The 24074-nt window shown below is 53.9% G+C and carries 25 protein-coding genes; 23 read left to right on the top strand and 2 right to left on the bottom strand.

Annotated features, from left to right (window positions below):
• Window positions 1–322 precede the first annotated feature (322 nt).
• The 20 genes from rpsH to NXT01_RS03145 all read left to right on the top strand — a co-directional run bounded on the left by rpsH (window position 323) and on the right by NXT01_RS03145 (window position 15144).
• Entirely contained in the window at window positions 323–721 is a 399-nt protein-coding gene (gene rpsH / locus NXT01_RS03240; protein ID WP_259077320.1) for a 30S ribosomal protein S8, read from the top strand.
• 15 nt (window positions 722–736) lie between these two features.
• Window positions 737–1273, top strand: a complete 537-nt coding sequence (gene rplF / locus NXT01_RS03235; RefSeq protein ID WP_259077317.1) for a 50S ribosomal protein L6 — start codon at window positions 737–739, stop codon at window positions 1271–1273.
• A gap of 3 nt (window positions 1274–1276) precedes the next feature.
• Window positions 1277–1681 carry a 50S ribosomal protein L18 gene (gene rplR / locus NXT01_RS03230; protein WP_259077315.1) on the top strand — a complete coding sequence of 135 codons (405 nt, stop codon included), beginning with the start codon at window positions 1277–1279 and terminating at the stop codon, window positions 1679–1681.
• Between the two features lie 38 nt (window positions 1682–1719).
• Window positions 1720–2337 (top strand): 30S ribosomal protein S5, encoded by a 618-nt coding sequence (rpsE, locus tag NXT01_RS03225; RefSeq protein WP_259077314.1) that lies wholly within the window; start codon window positions 1720–1722, stop codon window positions 2335–2337.
• Window positions 2338–2340: 3 nt separating this feature from the next.
• On the top strand, window positions 2341–2526 hold the full coding sequence (gene rpmD / locus NXT01_RS03220) for a 50S ribosomal protein L30 (protein WP_259077313.1): 186 nt from the start codon (window positions 2341–2343) through the stop codon (window positions 2524–2526).
• Between the two features lie 3 nt (window positions 2527–2529).
• A complete protein-coding gene (rplO, locus tag NXT01_RS03215; protein WP_259077312.1) occupies window positions 2530–2976 on the top strand; it encodes a 50S ribosomal protein L15 in 447 nt (148 codons plus the stop codon).
• A gap of 379 nt (window positions 2977–3355) precedes the next feature.
• On the top strand, window positions 3356–4150 hold the full coding sequence (locus tag NXT01_RS03210; protein WP_259077311.1) for a formate/nitrite transporter family protein: 795 nt from the start codon (window positions 3356–3358) through the stop codon (window positions 4148–4150).
• A gap of 419 nt (window positions 4151–4569) precedes the next feature.
• Window positions 4570–5889, top strand: coding sequence for a preprotein translocase subunit SecY (secY, locus tag NXT01_RS03205; RefSeq protein ID WP_259077310.1), 1320 nt, complete (start codon window positions 4570–4572; stop codon window positions 5887–5889).
• On the top strand, window positions 5889–6434 hold the full coding sequence (locus NXT01_RS03200) for an adenylate kinase (RefSeq protein WP_259077308.1): 546 nt from the start codon (window positions 5889–5891) through the stop codon (window positions 6432–6434). Before secY ends, NXT01_RS03200 begins: the two co-directional genes overlap by 1 nt.
• A 264-nt stretch (window positions 6435–6698) precedes the next feature.
• Window positions 6699–7493: a type I methionyl aminopeptidase gene (gene map, locus NXT01_RS03195; RefSeq protein WP_259077307.1), complete on the top strand. Its 795-nt coding sequence runs from the start codon at window positions 6699–6701 to the stop codon at window positions 7491–7493.
• A 161-nt stretch (window positions 7494–7654) separates the two neighbouring features.
• Window positions 7655–8311, top strand: a complete 657-nt coding sequence (locus NXT01_RS03190) for a L,D-transpeptidase (protein ID WP_259077306.1) — start codon at window positions 7655–7657, stop codon at window positions 8309–8311.
• A gap of 268 nt (window positions 8312–8579) precedes the next feature.
• On the top strand, window positions 8580–8801 hold the full coding sequence (gene infA, locus NXT01_RS03185) for a translation initiation factor IF-1 (RefSeq protein ID WP_005519800.1): 222 nt from the start codon (window positions 8580–8582) through the stop codon (window positions 8799–8801).
• 250 nt (window positions 8802–9051) lie between these two features.
• Window positions 9052–9420 carry a 30S ribosomal protein S13 gene (rpsM, locus tag NXT01_RS03180; RefSeq protein WP_259077305.1) on the top strand — a complete coding sequence of 123 codons (369 nt, stop codon included), beginning with the start codon at window positions 9052–9054 and terminating at the stop codon, window positions 9418–9420.
• A gap of 3 nt (window positions 9421–9423) precedes the next feature.
• A complete protein-coding gene (gene rpsK, locus NXT01_RS03175) occupies window positions 9424–9828 on the top strand; it encodes a 30S ribosomal protein S11 (protein WP_259077304.1) in 405 nt (134 codons plus the stop codon).
• Between the two features lie 23 nt (window positions 9829–9851).
• Window positions 9852–10457, top strand: coding sequence for a 30S ribosomal protein S4 (gene rpsD, locus NXT01_RS03170; protein ID WP_259077303.1), 606 nt, complete (start codon window positions 9852–9854; stop codon window positions 10455–10457).
• 124 nt (window positions 10458–10581) lie between these two features.
• Window positions 10582–11598, top strand: coding sequence for a DNA-directed RNA polymerase subunit alpha (locus NXT01_RS03165; RefSeq protein ID WP_259077302.1), 1017 nt, complete (start codon window positions 10582–10584; stop codon window positions 11596–11598).
• 75 nt (window positions 11599–11673) lie between these two features.
• On the top strand, window positions 11674–12114 hold the full coding sequence (gene rplQ, locus NXT01_RS03160) for a 50S ribosomal protein L17 (protein ID WP_259077301.1): 441 nt from the start codon (window positions 11674–11676) through the stop codon (window positions 12112–12114).
• Window positions 12115–12212: 98 nt separating this feature from the next.
• Window positions 12213–13067, top strand: coding sequence for a tRNA pseudouridine(38-40) synthase TruA (gene truA, locus NXT01_RS03155; RefSeq protein WP_259077789.1), 855 nt, complete (start codon window positions 12213–12215; stop codon window positions 13065–13067).
• A gap of 173 nt (window positions 13068–13240) precedes the next feature.
• Entirely contained in the window at window positions 13241–14560 is a 1320-nt protein-coding gene (gene eccB, locus NXT01_RS03150; RefSeq protein ID WP_259077300.1) for a type VII secretion protein EccB, read from the top strand.
• A gap of 125 nt (window positions 14561–14685) precedes the next feature.
• Window positions 14686–15144, top strand: a complete 459-nt coding sequence (locus tag NXT01_RS03145; RefSeq protein WP_259077299.1) for a TIGR02611 family protein — start codon at window positions 14686–14688, stop codon at window positions 15142–15144.
• Here NXT01_RS03145 and NXT01_RS03140 read toward each other — a convergent pair.
• Both NXT01_RS03140 and eccD read right to left on the bottom strand, forming a co-directional pair.
• Window positions 15141–16292 carry a S8 family serine peptidase gene (locus NXT01_RS03140; RefSeq protein WP_259077298.1) on the bottom strand — a complete coding sequence of 384 codons (1152 nt, stop codon included), beginning with the start codon at window positions 16290–16292 and terminating at the stop codon, window positions 15141–15143. The two genes, NXT01_RS03145 and NXT01_RS03140, sit on opposite strands and share 4 nt — an antisense overlap.
• Window positions 16289–17713: a type VII secretion integral membrane protein EccD gene (gene eccD / locus NXT01_RS03135; RefSeq protein ID WP_259077297.1), complete on the bottom strand. Its 1425-nt coding sequence runs from the start codon at window positions 17711–17713 to the stop codon at window positions 16289–16291. Before eccD ends, NXT01_RS03140 begins: the two co-directional genes overlap by 4 nt.
• 414 nt (window positions 17714–18127) lie before the next feature.
• On the opposite strand from eccD, the gene eccCa reads away from it, so the two are divergent.
• The 3 genes from eccCa (at window position 18128) to NXT01_RS03120 (ending at window position 23286) form a co-directional block, all read left to right on the top strand.
• The gene (gene eccCa, locus NXT01_RS03130; protein WP_259077296.1) at window positions 18128–21775 is read left to right on the top strand and encodes a type VII secretion protein EccCa; all 3648 of its coding nucleotides are present in this window, start codon (window positions 18128–18130) and stop codon (window positions 21773–21775) included.
• A complete protein-coding gene (locus NXT01_RS03125; RefSeq protein WP_259077295.1) occupies window positions 21775–22854 on the top strand; it encodes a type VII secretion-associated protein in 1080 nt (359 codons plus the stop codon). The genes eccCa and NXT01_RS03125 overlap by 1 nt, the downstream gene beginning before the upstream one ends.
• Window positions 22855–22971: 117 nt before the next feature.
• Window positions 22972–23286: a WXG100 family type VII secretion target gene (locus tag NXT01_RS03120; protein ID WP_259077293.1), complete on the top strand. Its 315-nt coding sequence runs from the start codon at window positions 22972–22974 to the stop codon at window positions 23284–23286.
• Window positions 23287–24074: the final 788 nt, after the last annotated feature.

Raw genomic sequence — 24074 nt, 5'->3', positions numbered from 1 at the left:
TGCGCAGAGGCGTCGATAAGCGAGGGCGATGGGGGGCTTGTGCCTCTTGTTGCATGTGGGGGTATAAACGTGTAGCGTTATCGCTTGGACTTTTATGCACCGAGCAGGTTATTTTCTGGATAATCTGTGTGGTCATCAAAAGCTCCCCAAGACAATTTTTCAACCTACATTGTTGTAGGCCCCCCGCCTTGTGCGACCGCAACCAAAGAGCAGCGAGCTTCCCCACTATTGAGTGAGGGCGGCGAGAGTGGCCAAAAGCGTGCGGTAACGTGATGAAGGTGGCGTGGAACCGCAACGAGAAAGGCTATAAGGGTCTCTATCTATGACCATGACTGATCCTATTGCCGACATGCTGTCGCGCGTGCGTAACGCTAACCACGCACACCACGACACCGTGTCGATGCCTTCCTCCAAGCTCAAGGCAAATATTGCTGAGATCTTGAAGTCAGAAGGCTATATTGCTGATTACACCGTCGACGATGCCAAGGTTGGTAAGACCTTGACTCTCGAACTGAAGTACAGCCAAAGCCGCGAGCGTTCCATTTCTGGACTGCGCCGCGTATCAAAGCCAGGTCTGCGCGTTTACGCAAAGTCCACCAATCTGCCTAAGGTTCTTGGCGGCCTCGGCGTGGCTATCATATCCACGTCCCAGGGTCTGCTGACTGACCGTCAGGCTCACGAGAAGGGTGTAGGCGGAGAAGTTCTCGCCTACGTCTGGTAAGGGAGGAGCGAGAATATGTCACGTGTTGGTAAGGCACCCATCGCTGTTCCTGCCGGCGTCGATGTTAAGATCGACGGCCAGTTTGTAGAGGTTAAGGGCCCTAAGGGCACCTTGTCTCACACCATCGTTGAGCCGATCAAGGCGCAGCTGGAGGATGGCCACATTGTTGTGAGCCGCCCAGATGATAGCCGCAAGAACCGTTCACTCCACGGTCTGTCCCGCTCTTTGGTGAACAACCTCGTGGTTGGCGTCACCGAGGGCTACACCATCAAGATGGAAATCTTCGGTGTGGGCTACCGTGTACAGGCTAAGGGCAAGAACCTTGAGTTCGCTCTCGGCTACTCCCACCCAGTGTTGATCGAAGCACCGGAGGGAATCACTTTCGCCGTTGATGGAAACACTAAGCTGTCCGTCTCCGGTATCGACAAGCAGAAGGTTGGACAGGTCGCCGCCATTATCCGTCGCCTGCGTAAGGATGATCCTTATAAGGGCAAGGGTATTCGTTATGAAGGCGAGCAGATCCGTCGCAAGGTCGGAAAGACGGGTAAGTAAAGCATGAGCACAACCGAAAATAACAACGGAAAGCGTTTGCCGGTAGGTAAGGATATTTCCACCCGCCGTCGCATCGCCCGCGCACGCCGCCACTACCGTATCCGTAAGAACCTGCGTGGCACCGCTGAGGCTCCACGCCTTGTTGTTCACCGCACTTCTCGCCACATGCACGTCCAGGTGATCGATGACCTCAAGGGACACACCTTGGCAGCCGCTTCCTCCTTGGAGCAAGCAGCCGCAGTTGAGGGCGATAAGAAGGCTAAGGCAGCCAAGGTCGGTCAGCTGATCGCTGAGCGCGCCAAGGCAGCTGGCATTGAAAAGGTCGTCTTCGACCGTGCCGGCTATAAGTACCACGGCCGTGTTGCTGCACTGGCCGACGCAGCTCGTGAAGGTGGTCTGAAGTTCTAATGATCATCTCTAATAACAACAACGGAAGGAACGCCTAAATGTCCGGACGTGAACGGCGTGAAGGCGGACGCTCCGCCGATGAAAATAAGAATGAGCGCCGCGGTGGACGCCGCGACGATCGTCGTAACCAGCAAGATGAGCGCTCGCAATATATTGAGCGCGTAGTTACCATCAACCGCGTGTCCAAGGTTGTCAAGGGTGGTCGTCGCTTCAGCTTCACCGCACTTGTAATCGTGGGCGACGGTAAGGGCATGGTTGGCGTAGGCTACGGCAAGGCCAAGGAAGTCCCAGCAGCCATCCAAAAGGGTGCAGAAGAAGCACGTAAGTCCTTCTTCCGCGTACCTATGGTTGCCGGCACCATCACCCACCCAGTCCAGGGTGAAGCAGCTGCAGGCGTCGTTATGATGCGCCCCGCTGCTCCTGGTACTGGTGTGATCGCTGGTGGCGCTGCTCGCCCAGTGCTTGAGTGCGCGGGCATCCAGGACATTCTCTGCAAGTCCTTAGGCTCCGACAACGCTATCAACGTGGTGCACGCTACCGTTGACGGCTTGAAGCAACTGGTTCGTCCCGAAGAGGTAGCCGCTCGCCGCGGTAAGACCCTCGAAGAGGTCGCACCAGCTCGTATGCTGCGCCAGCGCGCGGGACAGGAGGCTTAAATCATGGCCCTGAAGATTACCCAGAACAAGGGACTGGTGGGTGCCAACCCTAAGCAGCGTAAAAATATCGCCGCTTTGGGCCTCAAGCGCATCGGCCACTCCGTCGTCCGCCCAGACAATGGTGCCGTGCGCGGTATGGTTCAGACCGTACGCCACATGGTCACTGTCGAAGAAGTGGCAGGGGAGTAAACAATGAGCGAAGTAATTAAGCTTCACGACCTGCGCCCATCTAAGGGTGCACACAAGGCAAAGACCCGGCTCGGCCGCGGTGAAGCCTCCAAAGGTAAGACCGCCGGTCGCGGTACCAAAGGTACCAAGGCTCGTAAGCAAGTTTCGGCTGGCTTCGAGGGTGGTCAAATGCCAATCCACATGCGCCTTCCTAAGTTGAAGGGCTTTAAGAACAACAACAAGGTTATCTACCAGGTAGTCAACGTTGCTGATCTGCAGGAGCACTTCCCAGAAGGCGGAGATATTAAGGTTGCCGATTTGGTAGCCGCTGGTCTCGTGCGCGCTAATAAGCCCGTAAAGGTGCTTGGTGAGGGCGAGCTGACCGTCAAGGTCACCATTGAGGCACAGAAATTCTCCAAGTCTGCTGTTGAGAAAATCGAAGCAGCTGGTGGATCTGTCTCCGAAGCATAAATGGGGCATAATTCGGCCTTATAGTTTTAACGCTTAAGAGATCACCCCTCTCTCTATCCTGTTGTGGCATAGAGGGAGGGGTTTTCTGTGCCTATAGCTCTCCTTCTTCATCTCCCGTAAGGGCCCACAGCCCATGATTTCTTCAAGTGCACATGCTGCTGAGAGTTTTGGCCTAAGATCCCAGGGCGGGTAAGGCTGACTATATGACTTTTTTCACGGCGGTTCCCTTCTGCCTTTTTGGGCCTGGTGACTTAGAGTTAGGAGCTAGTGTGCGCCGTCAATCGTTCTTAACGTCCGTGCGTTAATTGAGCGACAAGGTCGTACTGACGCTAAAGAAAACACGAATTCACTGAGTTCGTGGACGTGAAAGGATTACGGGATGACGCTCAATGATGTGATCGACAAATCGGTAGCAAAAAAAGTGCTCCTTCTCAATCACTCACCAGCCCGCTTGGCCGTTCGCGCCATTCTCGCCGGAGTCTATCTCACCCTCGGTACTGCCTTTGCGGCCCATATGGGGGATAAGGTCGAAGCCCTAGCCCCAGGCCTCGGTGGACCAGTCTTTGCCATGCTGTTCTTTGTGGGCCTGGCGGCAATCATTTTATTGGGGGCGGAACTGACGACCTCCAATATGATGTATATGTGTTTTGGGCTCTACCGCCGCGTGATTTCCGCGAAGAACGCCACCATCATTTTGGTCCTCAGCACCGTCTTCAACCTTATCGGGGCCCTCATCGTGGGATTCCTCCTTTCCCGTTCGCATGTATTCGCTCATATGACTGATACCCATCTAGCGGCGGAGATACTCTCCCATAAATTAGATAAAGACCCCGTCGGTTGGATCATCGAAGGCATTGTGGCCAATTTCGTGGTCAATATGGGCATTATTGGCGCATTGCTGCTGAAAGACTATCTTGCTAAATTCTGCATGCTTCTCTTTGTCATCGCCATCTTTGTGGGCCTGGGGACCGAGCACGTTATTGCAAACTTCTCGCTGACGAGTATTGTTGGCTTTGCATCTTCTCCGCTGCCAGAACTATTCACCTCCGCACAGATAGGCCAGAACTGGCTATTTGCCTGGATCGGCAACCTCATCGGCGGTGGTGTTTTCATGGGCCTCGGTTATGCCTGGCTTAATGCGGGCCCCGATGGCTATGTTGACCATATCCAATAAGGATCTACCAAAGGGCAGCGGCGCGACCTCAGTGTGACTGTCGAGACGGGAGTGATCAGTAGTTCTTCCGGTGGCGATCAACGAGGTTTACCCCCTGCCTTTGCTCCCGTTAGGGGGATGAGGGGAGTAGTGTAGTATGCCGCTGGCTTTAGATGGTGGTAGAGTACAAAAGTCAAACATTGTCCATTTTCTTCCGCGCACTTAGTGCACCGACTTTTGAGCGTTTGCCGCTAGGAGAGTCATAAGCTATAAGCGCGGGAGATTAATCAACGAGCACGAAGTATTTAGCGCTGCTATATCGCTTGAAAAGTCTCCACTGATGTTTGATCCATGTACCGCCTCCATCGACGGACTATGGCCAAAAAGAGTGGATGATTTTTTGAGTATATTTAGCGGCGGCGAATACCTGGGAGGCCTGAGTGTCCGCCATTATCCAGGCATTTAAGGATGCGGATCTTCGTAAGAAAATCCTCATCTCACTTGCATTGATTATTCTCTACCGCGTGGGAGCCCAAATTCCATCGCCAGGTGTAGATTACGCCTCAATATCGGGGCGCATTAGGGAATTAACCTCCGACTCATCGAGTGTTTATTCCCTGATTAACCTTTTCTCCGGTGGCGCGCTCCTGCAGCTATCGATCTTCGCCATTGGTGTCATGCCCTATATTACGGCGTCGATTATTGTCCAGCTGCTTACCGTAGTCATTCCACGCTTCGAGGAGCTGAAGAAGGAGGGGCAGTCGGGTCAGGCTAAGATGGACCAATACACCCGTTACCTCACTTTGGCGCTGGCGCTGCTGCAGTCCGCGGGTATTGTCGCACTCGCAGACCGCGAGCAACTCCTAGGCTCAGGTATTCGAGTCCTCCAAGAAGACCGCAATATCTTCACCCTCATCATTTTGGTTACCACAATGTCTGCTGGTGCCATTCTTGTGATGTGGCTTGGCGAGTTGATCACTGAGCGCGGCGTTGGCAACGGCATGTCGCTGCTTATCTTTGCCGGTATTGCCACCCGTCTCCCTTCCGATGGTGCTAATATTCTCGCCAGCTCAGGGCAACTCGTTTTCGGCCTTGTTGTCTTCGCAGTCATCATCTTGGTCGTTGGCGTGGTCTTCGTTGAGCAAGGGCAGCGCCGCATCCCCGTCCAGTACGCCAAGCGTATGGTGGGACGCCGTCAGTATGGTGGTTCGTCCACCTATCTGCCGCTCAAGGTCAACCAGGGTGGCGTGATCCCGGTCATCTTCGCATCGTCGCTGATTTATATGCCCGTGCTCATTACCCAGATCGTGAACTCCAATACCTTTGAGGTTCCCGATAACTGGTGGCAGCGCAATGTCATTCAGTACCTGCAAACGCCATCGTCATGGCAGTATATCGTGCTGTACTTCTCCCTCATTATTTTCTTCAGCTATTTCTATGTCTCGGTTCAGTACGATCCGAACGACCAAGCTGACAATATGAAAAAATACGGCGGCTTTATCCCTGGTATCCGTCCCGGCAAGCCAACTGCAGACTACCTGTCCTATGTGATGAACCGCCTGCTTTTCGTGGGCTCTCTCTACCTTGGCTTCATCGCTGTATTGCCAAACCTCATGCTCGAGTTCGGGGTGAGCTCTCAATCGGGCTCAACACCTTTCGGTGGCACCGCGATCCTCATTATGGTTTCGGTCGCCCTGACAACCGTCAAACAGATTGAATCTCAACTGCTGCAAAGCAATTACGAAGGACTCCTGAAATAATGCGTATTGTTCTCCTCGGCCCTCCTGGGGCAGGCAAGGGCACGCAAGCAGCTATCCTCACCGAAAAGCTGGGTGTGCCGCATATCTCTACTGGTGATCTGTTCCGCGCCAATATCGGCGAAGAAACTCCACTCGGAATAGAAGCAAAGCAGTATATCGATGCAGGCAAATTGGTGCCTACCGATCTCACTGCGCGCATGGTGGAATCTCGCCTGAACGAGAAGGACGCAGCACAGGGATTCCTCCTCGACGGATTCCCACGCACCGTCGAGCAGGCCGATCTTTTAGATACCATGCTCGAGAAGCAGGGCCATCAGCTTGATGCAGTGGTGCAGTTAGATGTTGCTGAGGATATCGTTGTTGAGCGTATGCTCGCTCGTGGCCGTGCCGACGATAATGAGAAAACAATTCGCACGAGGCTTGGGGTCTACCGCGAGGAAACCGCGCCACTTATTGAGCACTACGGCGAGAAGATCCTCAAAATTAACGCCGAGGGAAGTATCGAAGATATCAGCTCTTCCACGCTTCAGGCCCTCGGTCGCTAAAACAGTGCACACGCGCTAAGAAAAGCTCGCTCCTAAAACGCTTAATCGTCCCCTTTGTACCAGGCCGAAAGCTTTGACCAGCTCAACTAGCCTCTGCTCATGCGAGTGAGGTAAGGAGGAACGGTCTTGCTTTCGGCCTTTATAGCTATGTACATGCCGCGCCGCCTCGGTATAGTCCTGGCGGCCGTACCTGCCACACGGAGCAGGCAATGAGGTATAACTGCCTCAGTCTTTTATCCTTTCGACTATTTCCAAGGAATACTCATGGCCTTTCGTAAACGCCGCACAATTATCAAACCCAAAACCCCAGCCGAATTAGATGCTATGCAGGCTGCTGGCGAAATCGTGGGGAAGGCGCTGACTGCCGTGCGCGACGCCGCGAGCGTAGGCATGAGTACGCTGGAGCTCGATCGCATCGCCGAAGATATTATCCGCAGCAACGGCGCGATTCCCACTTTCAAGGGTTACGAAGGTTTTCCGGCATCTATTTGCGCATCCGTTAACGAAGAGATCGTGCACGGTATCCCGCATCCGGACGTGCGCTTGGACGAAGGAGATCTCGTCTCCATTGACTGCGGCGCCACACTCGATGGCTGGGTGGGAGACTCCGCTATTAGCTTCGGCATTGGTGAGTTGGCCGCCGATATCCAGGCACTTAATGAGGCCACGGAGTATGTGCTCCACCAGGGTATAGCCATGATGGTGCCGGGTCGTCGCCTCACTGATATTTCACATGCGCTAGAGAAAGCTACGCGGAAGGCCGAGCAGAAGTGGGGTTATTCCTTCGGAATCGTGGCTGACTATGGCGGACACGGAATTGGTCGCACCATGCACGAAGATCCGTGGCTGCCCAACGAAGGCAAGGCGGGGCGAGGCCCAGAGATCGTAGAGGGGTCGGTACTAGCCATTGAGCCAATGTTAACTCTGGGTAGCCCTTATTCAATTGTGCTTGATGACGGTTGGACAGTGGTAAGTGAAGACGACACGTGGGCAGCCCACTGGGAGCATACTGTTGCAGCTACTGCTGCGGGGCCACGCATTCTCACTCCCCGCTATTAAGGCAGATAAGGAATGAGGGTGGGGCGGACCCTCGATTCCCCCGGTTATTATCCAATATTCTAAGTCCCATGATCGCTTCACCAGGGGCGGGGATGGTGGATTCGTCAACTATAGTGTGAGTAGTTTCGCTTTCGCTTTTCCAGACCGTTATAGTGGTAGCTATGATTTCTCAGCACACGAATAAGAAGTCGGCGACGAAACGCCGCGTAGCCTCGGCTGCGGCAGCCTTTACCATGGCTCTTGGCCTCGCCGCCACCCCAGCAGCAGGTGCCCAAGACTTTGTCGGCGGCTCCTCCGATATTCTCGGCAACGTGCGCGAGGGAGCTTGGCAGACTCGCCAAAATATATATCGTCACGCAGATGCCACATTCAATCCCCAGGTTGCTGAAGGTATTAAAAACGCAACCGATGGTGCCGTGAATTTCGTTTTCCCAGGCCTTATCCAAGAGCGCGAGCGCACTTTCGACTATGGCCCCTGCCCCAAAACCGCCCGGGTATGTGTTGATCTCGCCCGTGAGCGCGCATGGCTGCAGGAGGATGGACATGTAAAGGGCGGAAATGTACGCATTTCTGCTGGAGCCCCTGGCTGGGAAACTCAAACTGGCAACCTGCGCGTGACCCGCAAGGTACTAGACGAGGTATCCTATGTCTTCAACAATGCCGCCATGCCTTATGCTATTTACTTCACCCATAACGGCCAAGCCTTCCACGAGGGTGATCCTGATCTTTGGTCGCACGGCTGCATTCACCTCTACCGCGATGACGCCATTGCCTTCTGGAATCACTTACAGGTAGGTGACCCGGTCTTCATTTACTAGGCTGAAAGTAGTGGGGGCTGAACGAATCCCCCCCAATGCTCACTGCCAATATCTAGAACGCGGTTATTCTCACGGTGTGAGCATAACCGCGTATTCTTTTGGTATCTCTGGATATATTTAGCGGGGTTGTGGTGGTGACACGCCGTTGTCAGTTAGGAAAATATCCAGGGTATGTGTACTATGGGCAGATGGTGCAGATGTGTTTTGTCTGTGCTATTCCAGTGGTAATCAAACGAACCGGCCGACAGGCTGGGGAAATGCAGAGGATATGGCTAAAAAGGAAGGCGCTATCGAGGTTGAAGGTCGCATTGTTGAACCTTTGCCTAACGCTATGTTCCGTGTTGAGCTCGATAACGGACACAAGGTTCTTGCTCATATTAGTGGCAAGATGCGCCAGCACTATATTCGTATTCTTCCCGAGGACCGGGTAGTAGTGGAGCTTTCTCCCTATGACCTGACCCGTGGTCGTATTGTTTACCGCTATAAATAAACTATTCGCCTTCATGCTTCACTGAATTTTCACGTGTGGCAGGGGCTTTTTGGGCATTATTCCCTAAAGGAATAGCTCCAGGCTCCTTCTAGCGTGAGACTTTCATCCACACCTTTGGCCGCGGTGGCTAAAGCCTTGCACTTTTATTTCAAAGCCTTACTCATCCCGGCTTCCGATCCGGGTGAGGGGGTTAATTGGCAGGGACGAGCATGGAGAAAACCACCGCAACAACCGGAAAGGTACCGCCACTATGGCACGTCTTGCTGGTGTAGATCTTCCACGCAATAAGCGTATGGAAGTCGCACTTACCTATATTTACGGCATTGGCCCCGCCCGTGCTAAGCAGTTGCTCGAGGAGACCGGCGTCTCCCCGGATCTACGTACCGACAACTTGAGCGATGAGCAGATTGCTGCTCTGCGTGACGTTATCGAGGGAACCTGGAAGGTCGAGGGTGACCTCCGCCGCCAGGTCCAGGCAGATATTCGTCGCAAGATCGAAATTGGTTGCTACCAGGGTCTGCGCCACCGTCGTGGGCTGCCTGTTCGCGGCCAGCGCACCAAGACCAACGCCCGTACGCGCAAGGGTCCGAAGAAGACCATCGCCGGAAAGAAGAAGTAATCCATGCCTCCAAAAGCACGCGCTAATGCACGCCGTTCTGGGCGTCGCGTCGTAAAGAAGAATGTGGCTGCAGGCCACGCTTATATCAAGTCCACCTTCAATAACACCATTGTGTCCATTACGGATCCCTCTGGTGCTGTGATCGCTTGGGCATCCTCTGGCCACGTTGGTTTCAAGGGTTCCCGCAAGTCCACTCCATTTGCCGCTCAGCTCGCTGCTGAGAATGCTGCCCGCAAGGCCATGGAGCACGGCATGAAGAAGGTTGAAGTTTTTGTGAAGGGTCCGGGCTCCGGCCGCGAGACCGCAATTCGTTCCCTCCAGGCTGCTGGCCTGGAAGTTACGTCAATCTCTGATGTCACCCCACAGCCATTCAATGGCTGCCGCCCACCCAAGCGTCGTCGCGTTTAAGGAAAGGAAAAAGGTAACTTACTATGGCACGTTATACCGGCCCAGTAACCCGTAAGTCCCGCCGCCTCCGCGTCGACCTCGTCGGCGGAGACCGCGCATTCGAGCGCCGTCCATATCCTCCAGGACAGGCCGGCCGCAACCGCATCAAGGAGTCGGAGTACTTGCTCCAGCTCCAAGAGAAGCAGAAGGCCAAGTACACCTACGGTGTGCTCGAGAAGCAGTTCCGTCGTTATTATGCCGAGGCTAACCGCCTGCCCGGCAAAACCGGTGAGAACTTGGTTGTTTTGCTCGAGTCCCGTCTCGACAATGTCGTTTACCGTGCAGGTCTAGCGCGCACCCGCCGCCAAGCCCGCCAGCTGGTCTCCCACGGCCACTTCTTGGTCAACGGCAAGAAGGTAAATATTCCTTCCTTCCGCGTCTCCCAGTACGACATCATCGACGTTCGTGAGAAGTCGCAAAAGATGGTGTGGTTCGAAGAGGCTCAGGACTACCTGACCGACGCAATTGTTCCTGCGTGGCTTCAGGTTGTTCCCGCTAACCTGCGTATCCTCGTGCACCAGCTGCCCGAGCGTGCTCAGATCGACGTTCCACTGCAAGAGCAGCTCATCGTCGAGCTTTACTCGAAGTAAAACTTTTATATGCCTGGGCTGAGTACAGCTCGGGCGCATACAAGTATCTTCGGATTCACTCAACTTTTTACCCTTTCCGCCCTCGCCGACGTCATATAGTGGGCGTCAAATCTAGGAGAGTTCCATGCTCATTTCTCAGCGTCCAGTCCTCACTGAGGAGAAGATCGATAGCGCTCGATCCCGTTTTACCATCGAGCCACTCGAGCCAGGCTTTGGCTACACGCTTGGTAATTCGCTGCGTCGTACGCTGCTATCATCTATCCCGGGTGCGGCAGTGACCAGCGTCAAGATCGACGGAGTGCTGCACGAGTTCACCACCATCGCTGGTGTTAAGGAAGATGTCACCGATATCTTGCTCAATATCAAGGGATTGGTATTGTCCTCTGACTCCGAGGACCCAGTTGTGATTAACCTCAACGTGGAAGGTCCTGGAGTTGCAACGGCCGGCAGCATTACGCCACCGACCGGCGTGGAAATCCACAACCCGGACCTCCACATCGCAACGCTCAATGAGCAGGGACGACTGAATATCGAGATGGTTGTGGAGCGTGGCCGTGGCTATGTTCCTGCCACCATGTTCGGCTCCAGCAGTGAGATTGGCCGGATCCCTGTGGATCAGATCTATTCTCCAGTGCTGAAGGTGAGCTACAAGGTCGAAGCAACGCGTGTCGCGCAGCGTACCGACTATGACAAGCTCATCATCGACGTGGAGACCAAGAACTCTATGACCCCAGGTGACGCTCTCGCTTCGGCAGGCAAGACCTTGGTCGAGCTCTTTGGGCTCGCCCGCGAGCTCAACGATGCGGCAGAGGGTCTGGAAATCGGACCATCGGTTCAAGAAACTGAGCATATTGCGGCTTATAATATGCCTATCGACGATCTTAATTTCTCGGTACGCTCTTATAACTGCCTCAAGCGCCAAGAAATCCACACTGTGGGTGAACTAGCAGAATGCTCGGAATCCGATTTGCTCGATATCCGTAACTTCGGACAAAAGTCCATAAACGAAGTGAAGATCAAGCTCGCTAATCTGGGCTTGACCTTGAAGGATTCACCTGAGGATTTCGACCCATCGCAGCTTGAAGGCTACGACGCCGAAACCGGTGACTATGTTGATTTGGATCCAGAAGAGTCCGAGTAAATAGCCTTTAGTACCCAGCTTAAAAAAATTATCTGCTGGGTGCGCCCAATCACACCTGTCAACGAGGAGAACCAAATGCCTACACCAAAGAGGGGCGCCCGTCTCGGCGGTTCTGCGAGCCATCAGAAGCACATTCTGTCTAACCTCGCAGCTCAGCTGTTTACCCACGGCGCAATCAAAACCACCGACGCCAAAGCCAAGCTGCTTCGTCCATACGCGGAAAAGCTGATCACCAAAGCGAAGTCCGGCAGCATTGCCGACCGTCGTAACGTGCTCAAGCTCGTCAACAACAAGGACGTTGTTGCTCATCTCTTCGATGAGCTCGCACCTCAGTTTGCTGAGCGTACCGGCGGTTATACCCGCATCATCAAGCTCGAAAACCGTAAGGGTGACAACGCTCCTATGAGCCAGATCTCCCTCGTCCTCGAGGAGACCGTCTCCGCTGAAGCGAACCGCGCAGCGCGCGCTGCAGCGTCCAAGGAAGCTCAGGCCGAGGAGACCGAGGCAGAGAAGTAATTTTCTACCCAGTCTTTACAAACCCCACCGTGCAGATCCACTCTGCTCGGTGGGGTTTTTCGCTGCTGATAGCTAGCTTTGCTACGGTATAGGGCGTGATTGAGAACCCCACTACTCGCATACGCCTCGACCTCGCCTATGACGGCACGAACTTCCACGGGTGGGCCAAACAAGGAGATTCCTCGCTGCGTACAGTGCAGAAAGTTCTGGAGGATAATCTCGCTCTTATCATGCGACGCCCCATTAACCTGACCGTTGCGGGTCGCACCGATGCAGGTGTTCACGCCACCGGCCAAGTGGCTCATTTTGATATCGATCCTCAGGCTCTTAACACCAGAAGTCTCAATCATGACCCCAAAAACCTTGTCAGGAGGTTGGCGCGCCTGCTGCCAGAAGACGTGCGTGTCCACGATGCTTCTTATGCTCCCGGAGGTTTCGACGCCCGTTTTTCAGCCCTGCGACGCCATTATGTCTATCGTCTTAGTACTCACCCTCGCGGTGCGCTACCCACTAGGCGATGCGATACCGCGCACTGGCCCAAAAATATCGATGTCCATGCCATGCAGCAAGCCGCTGCTGAGCTCGTGGGACTTAACGATTTTGCAGCATTTTGTAAATTCCGGGAAGGTGCCACCACCATCAGGGACTTGCAAGAATTCACTTGGCACGATATCTCCACACCTACTGAACCCCATACCTTTGAGGCCCATGTCAGCGCCGACGCTTTTTGTTGGTCCATGGTGCGCTCCTTAGTGGGCTGTTGCCTCGTTGTCGGGGAAGGTAAACGCCCTGCTGGTTTTGCTGCCTCGCTGCTTGCAGAATCCTCTCGATCATCACAAATACCCGTGGCTCCCGCCCGTGGGCTCACCCTTGTCGGGGTGGATTATCCCGAAGACTCTGCCTTAGGAGAACGTGCAGATATGACGAGACAGAAGCGCGTCAAGCTCGATTGATAGGAAAATGTGGCCCCAAAGCCCTTCACGGAGCCCTCAGCATCTACTAAAATGACAGATACTACTGTGGTTATTTGAACAGACCGCCTAACTGAGAGCGTGGGGCTCGACGTGTGGGGGTCACGGGCAATTATTCTGGCTGCCTAAAATAAGAAAGGTTTGAATAACCTCTGATGGCAGTTACTCCGACCACGAAAGCCCAAGTTACTGGGCATAAATTTCTGTGGCGCCGCGTTGAACACGCACTGATCCTCGGTGATGAGCGCATGCTGCATGATCCTCTAGGCAGGCGACGACGGGCTGTACTCTTTGGTCTCGCCGCTACCGTATTAATCGCCATATGCTCGGTTGCCTTGGCGTTTTTTCGCCCTGCCATCGATCCAGGGCAAGCGGAATTGATTCGCGCCGATAGCGGGCAGCTGTATATGCGCATGGAGGACCATTTGCACCCGGTGGCGAATCTCACCTCCGCGCGACTTATCCTGCAAGAAGCTGTCGAACCTGTCAGTAGTAGCGACCAGTCCCTCTTTGGGTTAGCCAAAACTACCCCCATAGGAATCGTAGATGCCCCCGCTCTCTTCGCACCCCAGCAGGGCTCGCAACCAACCTTCGATGCGATCGCTTGCCATGAGATACAGCCACCGCATCAACGCCTAGACAAGGGCAGGGATATGCTGGTGGTGATACTCAGCCCGAGCGAGCGGGTGAGCGCGACTTTAAGACCGATCGTCGATAGGGAAGCTTTCTTAGCCCGCACCAGTTCCGGCGATTTCCTCATTAGCGAACAGGGTCGTTTGCCCTTGTTGCCTGATACTAGCCCCGAGGGGCGAATGATGCGGCGTGCTTTAGGCATTGAGAATGCCACACCACTGTGGTTTGCTGCCGATGCCATGATAGACGCCATCGACGAAGTTCCACCTTTCCGCGACTTTGATATCAACACCGTGCTCGGCACCGGTTTTGACTACTGGGGTGAAAAGGATGGAACCATCATAAGACTGAGCCCAACCCAGGCAGAATTGATCATGGCCAAAGGGATTGAGTATCGCCAAATCCCCAACAGCGAACTGCGTAACTATACCGATAGAGTCGGTTACTATATACCGCTTCCTCCGACACGCCCAATCCTCATAGACCCAGCGGAATTTATGCCGTGCATCAATAGCACAGGTCAGCTTCTCATTCCGAGGCAGCGAGACCCTGATATGATGCTCTCACCGTCTTTCGGATCACGCGTGGATCGACCCTCGCAGGGTTCCACTCTTAGCTATATCGGGCCAGGCTATGCGCTTGCTGTTGATACCGGTTCAGGGGTGCATATTATTTCTGAAACTGGCAAACGGCATGGACTTCGCTATCCCGAAATGATAAAAGAGCTCGGCATCGACTCAACAACGCCTATGAGCTGGGAGTTGCTTTCCCTGCTCCCTGAAGGGACTCCGCTGAGTCAGGAGGCCGCGCTCTCCGAAGTTATTCCGCAACAAAGCCCGTGACGCGCGGGTGAAAGGAGAAAATTCCCCCCAAACTGTCCGTACATCTAACTATCGCGGTATGATTGCTGGCAATACGCGGGAAAACTAAAGTCCCCCGTACGTCGGGAAGGAGAATGGCGCGCTTTATGGCAATTCAAACGCCTGCGGTTGAAACCCCAGAGAAACCGCATACCACTCGCGATCAGGTACGCGCCAAGATACACGCGATAACTTTCCACCACGAGCGAATGAAGACCCGACGATTTGGTTTCTTGGTTCGCCCGCTTGTTCTCGTTGCGGGCTGGGTAGTTGTCATCCTCGGCCTGGTGACCATTCCTTTTCCAGGGCCGGGATGGCTCACGGTATTCGTGGGCATAGGAATACTTAGCCTCGAGTCCCACTTGGCCGGCCATCTTTTGGGGTGGGCTATCGGCCTCTATGATCGATTCTTTCAGTGGTATCGCTCAAAACCTCGAATCGTTCGCTACTTTCTCATCTTTCTCATCTGTTTAGTGGCCTGGATCATGGTGGGCTCAACTGCGGTAACCATGTGGAGCTACGGCGCTTTGCCTGCGCTCGATCCAGTGATGCAGTATATTATCTAAGTTCGCATCCTCGAATAGGCAATGGTTAGCACCAAAATCAGGCTGGCCAGTACCACGAGCCAGCTCGAAGCCAAGGGAATGGACGATTGGTGGCGTCGTGGTGCGGCGATAGCGTGAGCGGCTGGTGGTGTTGAACTGACTAAAGATGCTTCATCCTCTGGAAGGCGATAGTCTAAGACCCTCGGGATATCAATGGCGCCGCTAGTAGGATCAACACTGGATATGACAAGCTCGCGCAATTCTCTCGCCGTCGCGGTAGGGTATTTCTGGCGTAACAGCGCAAAAGTTCCACTAATGAGCGGGGCAGCAAAGCTTGTTCCCTCGAAAGACTGTACCGAAGACGCAGACTGCTCGATTCCGCTCGCGAGAAAGCCTCCCGAATTTGACAGCGCCGCGAATACTTTCCCCGGGGCTGCAACCTGAGGTTGGGAGGAGTCTAGGGAATAAGCAGCATGATGATAAGGATCCGAAAGAGCCGCAACTGAGACTACGGTGGGCATAGCCGCTGGCACAATAAGTGAGTCCGGCGTACATTGAGCATCTTGATTACCGGCCGCGGACACCACCACGATATTCGCCTCCTCCGCGCGGTTGAGTGCCGCTTCCAGGCCAGAGAGATCAACAGAAAAAGGCCCTTGGGGGATACAACTGACCACAGAAATATTGATCACATCGACCCCCTGATCAACGGCTACATCTATAGCCTGGCTCAGGGTAGCCAACGTGCCACCAGCATCGCGGTGATCGCTCATCTGTTTAATAGAGACGATGCCGGCATCGGGCGCCACCCCTACGATCTCGTCTTGATCCCACCGTGCCGCAATAATGCCGGCCACAGCCGTTCCATGAGCATCGCAGTCTTCTAAAGCATCTCCAGACTCAGGGTCGGCTATGACACTGCCCCCCGATGCTAGATTCGGAAGGCGTGGATGGGTACTAACTCCAGTGTCGATCACGGCGACTCGGGTGCCAAAACCGGTAGCAAAAAGGTGGGCGCGGCGATACTGGTCTGCTAGCGCTGCCTGTTGTACCAGTGCCGCTGAGTTTGCTGGGACCCCTTGGGCGCACTCAGCGGCTGCTGATGGAAGGAGCAAGACTGCGAGTGTTCCCCATGCACTTAAACCGGCAACAAAGGAGGCTATTTTCATAGAGCCAAACCTCGTAGGAGGCTAAAGAGACCAGCCGTTTGCAGTGCTAAGGGAAAGATCGCTGCGAGCGCAAGAAGTTCAATGCGCTCTAGCCACACCACCACCGTGGGTTCGAGAGTAGAGATCTTATCGGCCATACTTGGGGCCGCCACCATCATGAGCGCGAATATCAAGGCAACAATGCTTAAGCTCGTACTTGAGAGCAGAGCCGCTAGCGGAAGCAGGGCGAAACCTGCGAGGTGCGCAGGTATCCACAGTGCCCAGATTTCAAGGGAAAAACGATGCCGGTGGGCGTGTAAGATCAGCGCCAAGCTGAGCGCGAATATCAGCCAGAAATGGAAAATACTCAGATCGAGGATTTCCCGCAGACCAAGGATCAACAGGCCTAAGGTTGCTAAGCTCAACCAACTTCCGATAGCTATCAGCATGCCCGAATACATGGTGCGCGCATGTCGAGTGCGGAGGGGGCTTTCTTCATAATCCTTATCCGCTATATCAAGCGGCTGCCCAATAGTTGGAAGTAAAGGTACCCGCAAGCCCGCGATTTTGGCCAATATTTGCGGCCCTGCGGCGAGCATAATCACCATGACGACGATGGAGACACTCAAGCCATGACCTAACCACACCATCGTGGGGTTAAGCGAAACCAAGATACCCGGCGAATACAAAAGGCCTCCCAACCCTAAGGAAAATATTCCAAGGGCATAGGCGACTGTGAAAACCACATATCCGCGAGCTGGAATGAGCAGTTGCATGACTGTGGCTACCACAACGACTGTCAAGGCGGCAGCGGCTAGGGAGAGAGCCCACCCGCGCGCAAAATCAGTGGCAGTTATACCCTCAACAAGCAAGTCTGGGCTCAATAAAAGCTCGCTGCCACCTACAGCGATGAGGGCAGATACAGCGGTGAGAAGCGAGATAAGCGGAATAGCTATATGAAGCTTCGCCCATATGCTCATACTGCCAAAAATTCCGGCTACGAGTAATAAGGTGACCGCTAACGGAATCGGCAAGGGCAGTAGAAAAGCTCCACCTACTAGACTAGCTGCCCCGCTGACCGCCGCGAAAGTAGGGGTATGAGCAGTTCTGAGCTCTTTCGGGGCGGCGGCCGCTAAAGATTCCGCTGCATCGCGCACTAATGGGGGAGGCGTGGCAGTAGCGTTGCGGATAATCATGACATCGCCGTGGCTGAGCCCCAGCGACTTGAGGGGAGCGTGCATATCGAGGATGATCCCCGCAGCTGTCAGAACCTGGTAACGCCCTGGGTGAGAATGGATATGAGCGAGATGGAAAATCTCTGCCATCATATCGCTCAAGCTACTCGAACCCGGTAGGTAAAGATCGATGTGTTGAGGATTATCGCCAAGTTCAATCCGAATAAAGCTGCGAATACTCTCGGTATCTCGAAGGGATGAATTCATCTTAGGGGCGCACTCCTTAGGGATAAGTGGGGGAGAAACATAGGGATAAATAAAGGGCAAAGTACAAAGTACGTAGTTTTAGACTGCGGTTGGCTCGTATCGGTTCCCCAGTGAGCAGACGAGGTCCAAGCTGAGAGAATGCTCAGAAAATGGGGGTGCGATATGGGGTTTATTTTCGCAAGGGCCTTACGGGCGCACAGCAGAGCTACTAAGGTTTTGATTGCTTTCCACGTGAGGTGAGAATGCAACGCGACGGTAGGGATGCCGTCCGCGCGCTTAAGCGATAGGGCGCATAAGGGTCCTGCCCTTTCGTGTACTGCCAAGGCTTCTAGAGGGGTTATCGCGCTTATAGGACAGAGCGCTCTATAAGCGATGAGGAAAACGTCGATACCTACCCGACCTAAGGAGACCGCCATGGCCCCGCCTCGTTTTAGTACCGTCGTCGCCCCTATCAGCCTTAGTGAGCGGAACGCCATTCCACCACTTCCCACTCAAGCACTAGTCCCTGACCCTGTTCCAGCGGCCACCAAGCCTAAACCCATGCCTGTGATGCGCATTGTTATGCCATTAGTAATGGTGCTTGCAATCGGCGCCATGGTTGCTCTCATGGTTATCAATGGCGGCACTCTCAACCCAATGATGCTCATTTTCCCCATCATGATGCTCATGGGCATGCTGATGATGTTTAGCCCACAACCAGGAGAAGACACAGATGAAATCCGCCGCAGGTATTTGCGTCATTTGAGCACCCTGCGTACCCAAGCGGCACACAATCACCAGGCCCAGCGGCTCAACGCCCTTCATGAGCATCCCGCACCAGTAGATCTGTGGAACCTTCTGGGCACTAACCGGATGTGGGAACGTAACGCTTATGACCCCGATGCATTAGCGCTACGTATAGGACTGGGGGAAACAACCCTAGCCACCCCCATCGAACTGGACGACCAAGGAAATATCGAGGATCTAGATCCGGTATGCGCAGTCAGCGTGCGGCATATGGTTAAAGCGCTCTCGGTAGTCCCCGATATGCCCATCGTGGTGCAGCTGCAGGCTTTTCGGGCGCTCGATATATCTGGCTCCCAAGCGCACGGGCTGCTCCGGGCCGTGGTAGCTCACCTCGTTACTTTCCACGGCCCGGATACGGTAGGGATTGAGCTTCACGGGGAGACCTTTCGCAGTTGGGCGAAATGGCTGCCGCATACTCATCCGGTGGCGGTGGAAAAAGCAGCTGAGAAAATTCTCATCCTCGATAATAAGGTGCCTGCCTCGAAGGTAAAGGAACTGGTTGCGGCTCGGACGTGGACCACAATTATCGCAGTGAATCCGCAGGATAAAACTCTCAAAAAGCTCGCCGACGATGATGGTTTGGTCCTCGAGGCACGAAGCAAAGATCTCGTTGCTCACACCGAGGCTGGCGCTGAAGCACTCGGGGTGGCTGACTATATGGGTCTGCGGGAAATGACTCAACTAGCTCGAAAACTCAGTGCCTATCGACGCCCCGATGCCGCAGGTAGTGGCGGTTCCCAAGACTTTTTGAGTTTGCTCGGTATTGAGGATATTTCTGCCGCAACGCTGGAGAAATTATGGCAACCGCGGGGAGCGCGGCGATTAGCGGTGCCCGTAGGCGTCGATGATGCGGGAGCGCCGTTGATTATTGATATCAAAGAATCAGCGCATGGTGGTATGGGCCCGCACGGATTATGCGTCGGCGCAACGGGTAGCGGTAAATCGGAGCTATTGCGCACCCTTGTTATTGCCCTAGCAGCCACTCACTCTCCAGCGGTTCTTAATTTTGTATTGGTGGACTTTAAAGGTGGTGCCACCTTCTTGGGTATGGATACCCTGCCGCATACCTCTGCGGTGATCACGAACCTAGCAGAAGAGTCCGTACTCGTGGAGCGGATGCACGACGCTATATCGGGGGAAATGAACAGGCGCCAAGAACTGCTGCGTACTGCAGGGAAATTCAGCAATGTTGATGAGTATAATGCAGCCTGCTTAAAAGACGATTCCCTAAAGCCTATCCCCGCATTAGTCATTGTGCTCGATGAGTTCTCCGAACTTCTTGGTCAGCATCCAGATTTCGCGGATCTTTTTGTTGCTGTTGGTAGGCTCGGTCGCTCCCTTCATATTCACCTCCTGCTAGCCTCGCAGCGGCTGGAAGAGGGGCGGCTACGAGGGCTTGATTCGCACCTTAGTTACCGGATTGGGCTGCGGACCTTCTCAGCGGCGGAATCGCGGCAAGTATTAGGGGTACCAGATGCCCACCATCTCCCAAGTAAACCGGGCGCGGGCTTTATGAAAACCGATGCCGATCGCCTAAAAAAATTCCAAGCCTCCTATATCTCAGGCCCATGGATGCGCCCCGACTATTCTCAAAATCTCGATCAACTCGATTGTCGTGGTGTTCGAATTTTTGATGGATGGGAGTACCCTCAGGAAGAAAAAGTTGAACTCCACGTAGCAGATCCGCGCGGCACTATAGTCGACGCCGTCATCGAAAGTGCCCAAGAAGTCGCACATAAATACGATCTCTCCGCGCACCGCTTATGGCTGCCACCCCTCCCCGAAGAACTGCCAATTGCCCAGGTAGCAGGCCCGCAACCGTTCTTGCATGCCGCTGTAGGCTTGATCGATCGCCCTTATCACCAGCGCCAAGACCCGTTCATTATCGATTTCACCGGTTCCAAAGGGCACCTCGCCCTGGCTGGAGGTCCCCAAACCGGCAAAACCACAGCTTTACGCACAATTATTACCTCCCTTGCAGTCACCCACTCCACCAAACAGATTCGGTTCTATATTCTCGATCTGGCAGGTAAGGACCTTTCGGATATCACCCTAATTCCCCATTGTGCGGCCGTGGCCCACCGCGGTGACGTGGAGAAGATCAACCGGATCGTCGATGAAGTCTTAGGGTTTATCGATGCCCCAGCTCCAGAACATACCTTCCTCGTCATTGATGGTTGGCACACAGTAGGTAGTGATTACGAGAATCTTCTAGCCAAACTTGGCCGCATCGCTGCCGATGGACTTGCTGCCCGCGTGCATCTGGTCATCTCCACGGCGCGATGGACGGCATTGCGCCCGGCCATCAAAGATCTCATCTCCAATCGTTTGGAATTAAAAATCAGTGAAGCCTTAGATTCCGTCATCGATCGCAAAGCCCAATTAAGTACTCCCGACCTCCCCGGACGTGGGCTTAATACCGCAGCTGAGAGTATCCTTTTTGCGCGGTCTACTGCCCAAGATCTCGCGCATATTGCCTCCGTAACTAAGGATCAAGATCATGTGCGGGCCCTTCAAATGCTCCCTCAGCATTTATCGCTTGATTCTCTTTTAGTACCGGCCACGGGTTCTCATGCTCGTACTACCGAGATCGTCCTCGGTATCGGTGGCGCCCGTCTTGAACCAATAACCTGGGATACCAACCGCAGTCTGCATGTACTCTGCTTCGGATCCCAAGCAAGCGGTAAATCCACAGCACTGGCCACAATCATGCGTGGCATATGCCAGTTGGGAGCAGAGAAAGCGCGCATCGTCCTCATCGATCACCGTCGTCATCACCTTGGCACCATTAAACAAGACATGCTTGCTGCCTACTGTGCAAGTAGCGCGAGCACGGAGCAAACAATCGCGGCAACGGTGGTTACCCTGAAATCTAGATTGCCCGAAGCCGATATCACTCCAGCAGAGTTGAAGGCTCGCTCATGGTGGCAAGGCCCTGACATCTATCTTGTCATCGATGACCTCGAAGTTGTTGCCGACTATCTGCTCCAACCACTCGTTGAATTGCTGCCCCACGCTCGCGATATCGGCCTTCACGTGATCATCGCTCGGAAGTCCGGTGGGGTAGTGCGCGCCCTCTACCAACCGTTGTTGAGTGAATTAAAGGACCAATCCCCTCTCTGTCTCATACTCGACGCGGACAAAGACGACGGTCCCATTCTCGGAATTAAACCTCGGGCGTTGATCCCAGGTCGAGCCACCATGGTGCTTCGCGGACATGATAGCGGATTAATTCATATCGCAGAGCCCGAACAGGAAACCGATAAGGAGCAATAATGGACGACGATGATGTATCTGGTGCCCCCACCCCACACCCACCAGACAGCGATCCAACGGTGGAGATTACCGTTACAGTCCTCGATACTGCCACCATCTTTGAAGGTCCAGATACAGTTTACCGCTACGATCTCACTGTCGGCGGAGTCATAGATGGTACCGCGACTAGTGCCATCATAGATCAACTGCGTGCTATCGCTGGGCAGTCGTGGCCCCATATCGCCGTGACGATCGATGCCCCGCGCCGAGTAGTTGATATGCTACGTGTGGCCCTGGATGAGACCGGAGTGCAAAAAAGCTCGCCACCACCGACATCTCCTGAGCGCTCCAATCCTTTGAATATTCCCACTGAGCGTGAAGTCAAGAGATCGAGTTCTCAGAGCCTCTGGCGGCCCAGTAGGAGGGCCCTTATGTGGAGTGGGCTGAGCATACTATCGGTCATCGCACTCCTGGGCCTGGGATCGCTAACAGCGTTTATCCTCCATAACTCACGCGCCCAGGCTCCCGACCTCCTTGCAGCAACTCCTACTAGCTCTGCGATGGAGACTTTATCTAAAGACCCGATGGCCGATCGTGGTGCAGCCGAAGAGGTAGAAGAGTCTTCTAGGAATCGAGAGAGAATTTTTGAATCTGATTTGCTGAATTCTGCCTTGATCTCGGTCGTATTGCCGCCAACTTTCACTATTGAGTTGCGTCGAGAAACTCCCGATATTCTCACCGCGACTGGTCAAGACGAGAATTTGCGTGTGCTCATAGCCGCCGATCCTCTCTACGATGCTGATCCTGAGTTTGTGCGCCAGGAATTGGAGCAAGAGGCAAGAGAAAACCCCACGTTCACCCTCCTGCCGCCTAGCCAACAACCGCGTCAGGGGGAGGTTCGCTATATAGAGGAACCGGGCGATGGATCTCATGCCCAGTGGGTGGTCTGGATTGAAGGCGATTTTATCTACTCGCTCGGCTGCCACTCCCGTTTCGATCTCAAGCTCTCCCAGCAGGCAATGTGCGCCAAGGCTGCTGAAAGCCTGACAGCGCGAAAAAAAATTGATGCACCCAAGGGAACCGTAGAGACCCTGCTGTAGTCCTATCTCTTGTAAGTGCTTAAAACCGCAAGCGATCTGGCTCGGTAACACTAAGCCTTTACCCCATGGGAACCACGTTGGAACCCCCACCACCCCAATCAATGGAGGATATATCGAATGAGTAATCTCTTTCGCACCGAATCAGACGTCATGGTCGCTACAGCCGGCCGCGTCGACGATACGAATAATGAAGTTCAATCCGAGCTCAACCGGCTCCGCGGAGTCGTTGACTCAGTACGCGGATCATGGTCGGGCACCGCTCAAGTAGCCTTCGACGGCTTAATGGAACGATGGAATACCTCGGCGCTTGAACTTCAAAAAGCGCTCAGCAGTATCAGTGACAATATCCGCTCCAATGCTCGAGCGTTTGAAAACGTCGAAGCCGATAACGCCCAATCACTACACAACGTTGGAGGCGGGCTCAACCTCTAAATGCTTAAGCCTCCCCACCACATAGCTTGCGCAGCTTAAATATTTCGCCCCGCGTTCAGCCATAGTAGCGGCACACTGCGTGCCTCACAGTAGAAATAAAACACCACGAAAACCTAGTGGTGTTGCGTTGTACCAAAACTTAATAGAGCACGATTGTTGAGCCTATTATATTCTTGCGACCTCTCAACCTATCGGGCTGCTCACTGGTTAGAAACCCCAATGATCCCCGCCTCGATCTAGACACGTATCTGTATCTGATTAGAGGTTGTTGTAGCTTTCTAACCACTGATAAAGCTCATACCTTAAAAGAGCCTGCGGTTTATGTTGTTTTCCTTCGACATATGGCAGCTGAAACCACCAGCAGAACATTACTTCCCATCACCTCACCGGCCTCTGCTTTTTCAAGCTCAGGCTTTCGATAACATCCTCAAGGGCAGTAGTGAACTCAACTCCATCTCATGTCACGATAGGTCACTGTTTCGAGGGCGATTTTTTATATTGTCTCTCCAGTCGATGTCATATCAGCATCCTTGGACAAAGCTGCCGAGAAGGCGCTGGGAGTTAAGGGTTTCAATTCCGGTATATGAGCACCCCACGCGCTCAATCAACTACCAGAACTAGCCGCTTGTATATGACAGTGGAATCCGTCTGTCCTCGCAGATAGGGATCACCCACGAAGGATACTTTTTATGACAGTCGTGCTCTATGTCCTTAACCAAGTGGTTTTCTAGAGCGATTGTTCTAGGTCGTGCCACTTTTCGCACAGCTCATTCTCATTGAAGGAGAAA

Source organism: Corynebacterium sp. ES2775-CONJ (assembly GCF_024814515.1).
Taxonomy (GTDB): Bacteria; Actinomycetota; Actinomycetes; order Mycobacteriales; family Mycobacteriaceae; genus Corynebacterium.
This window is presented reverse-complemented; position numbering and strand designations above follow the sequence as displayed.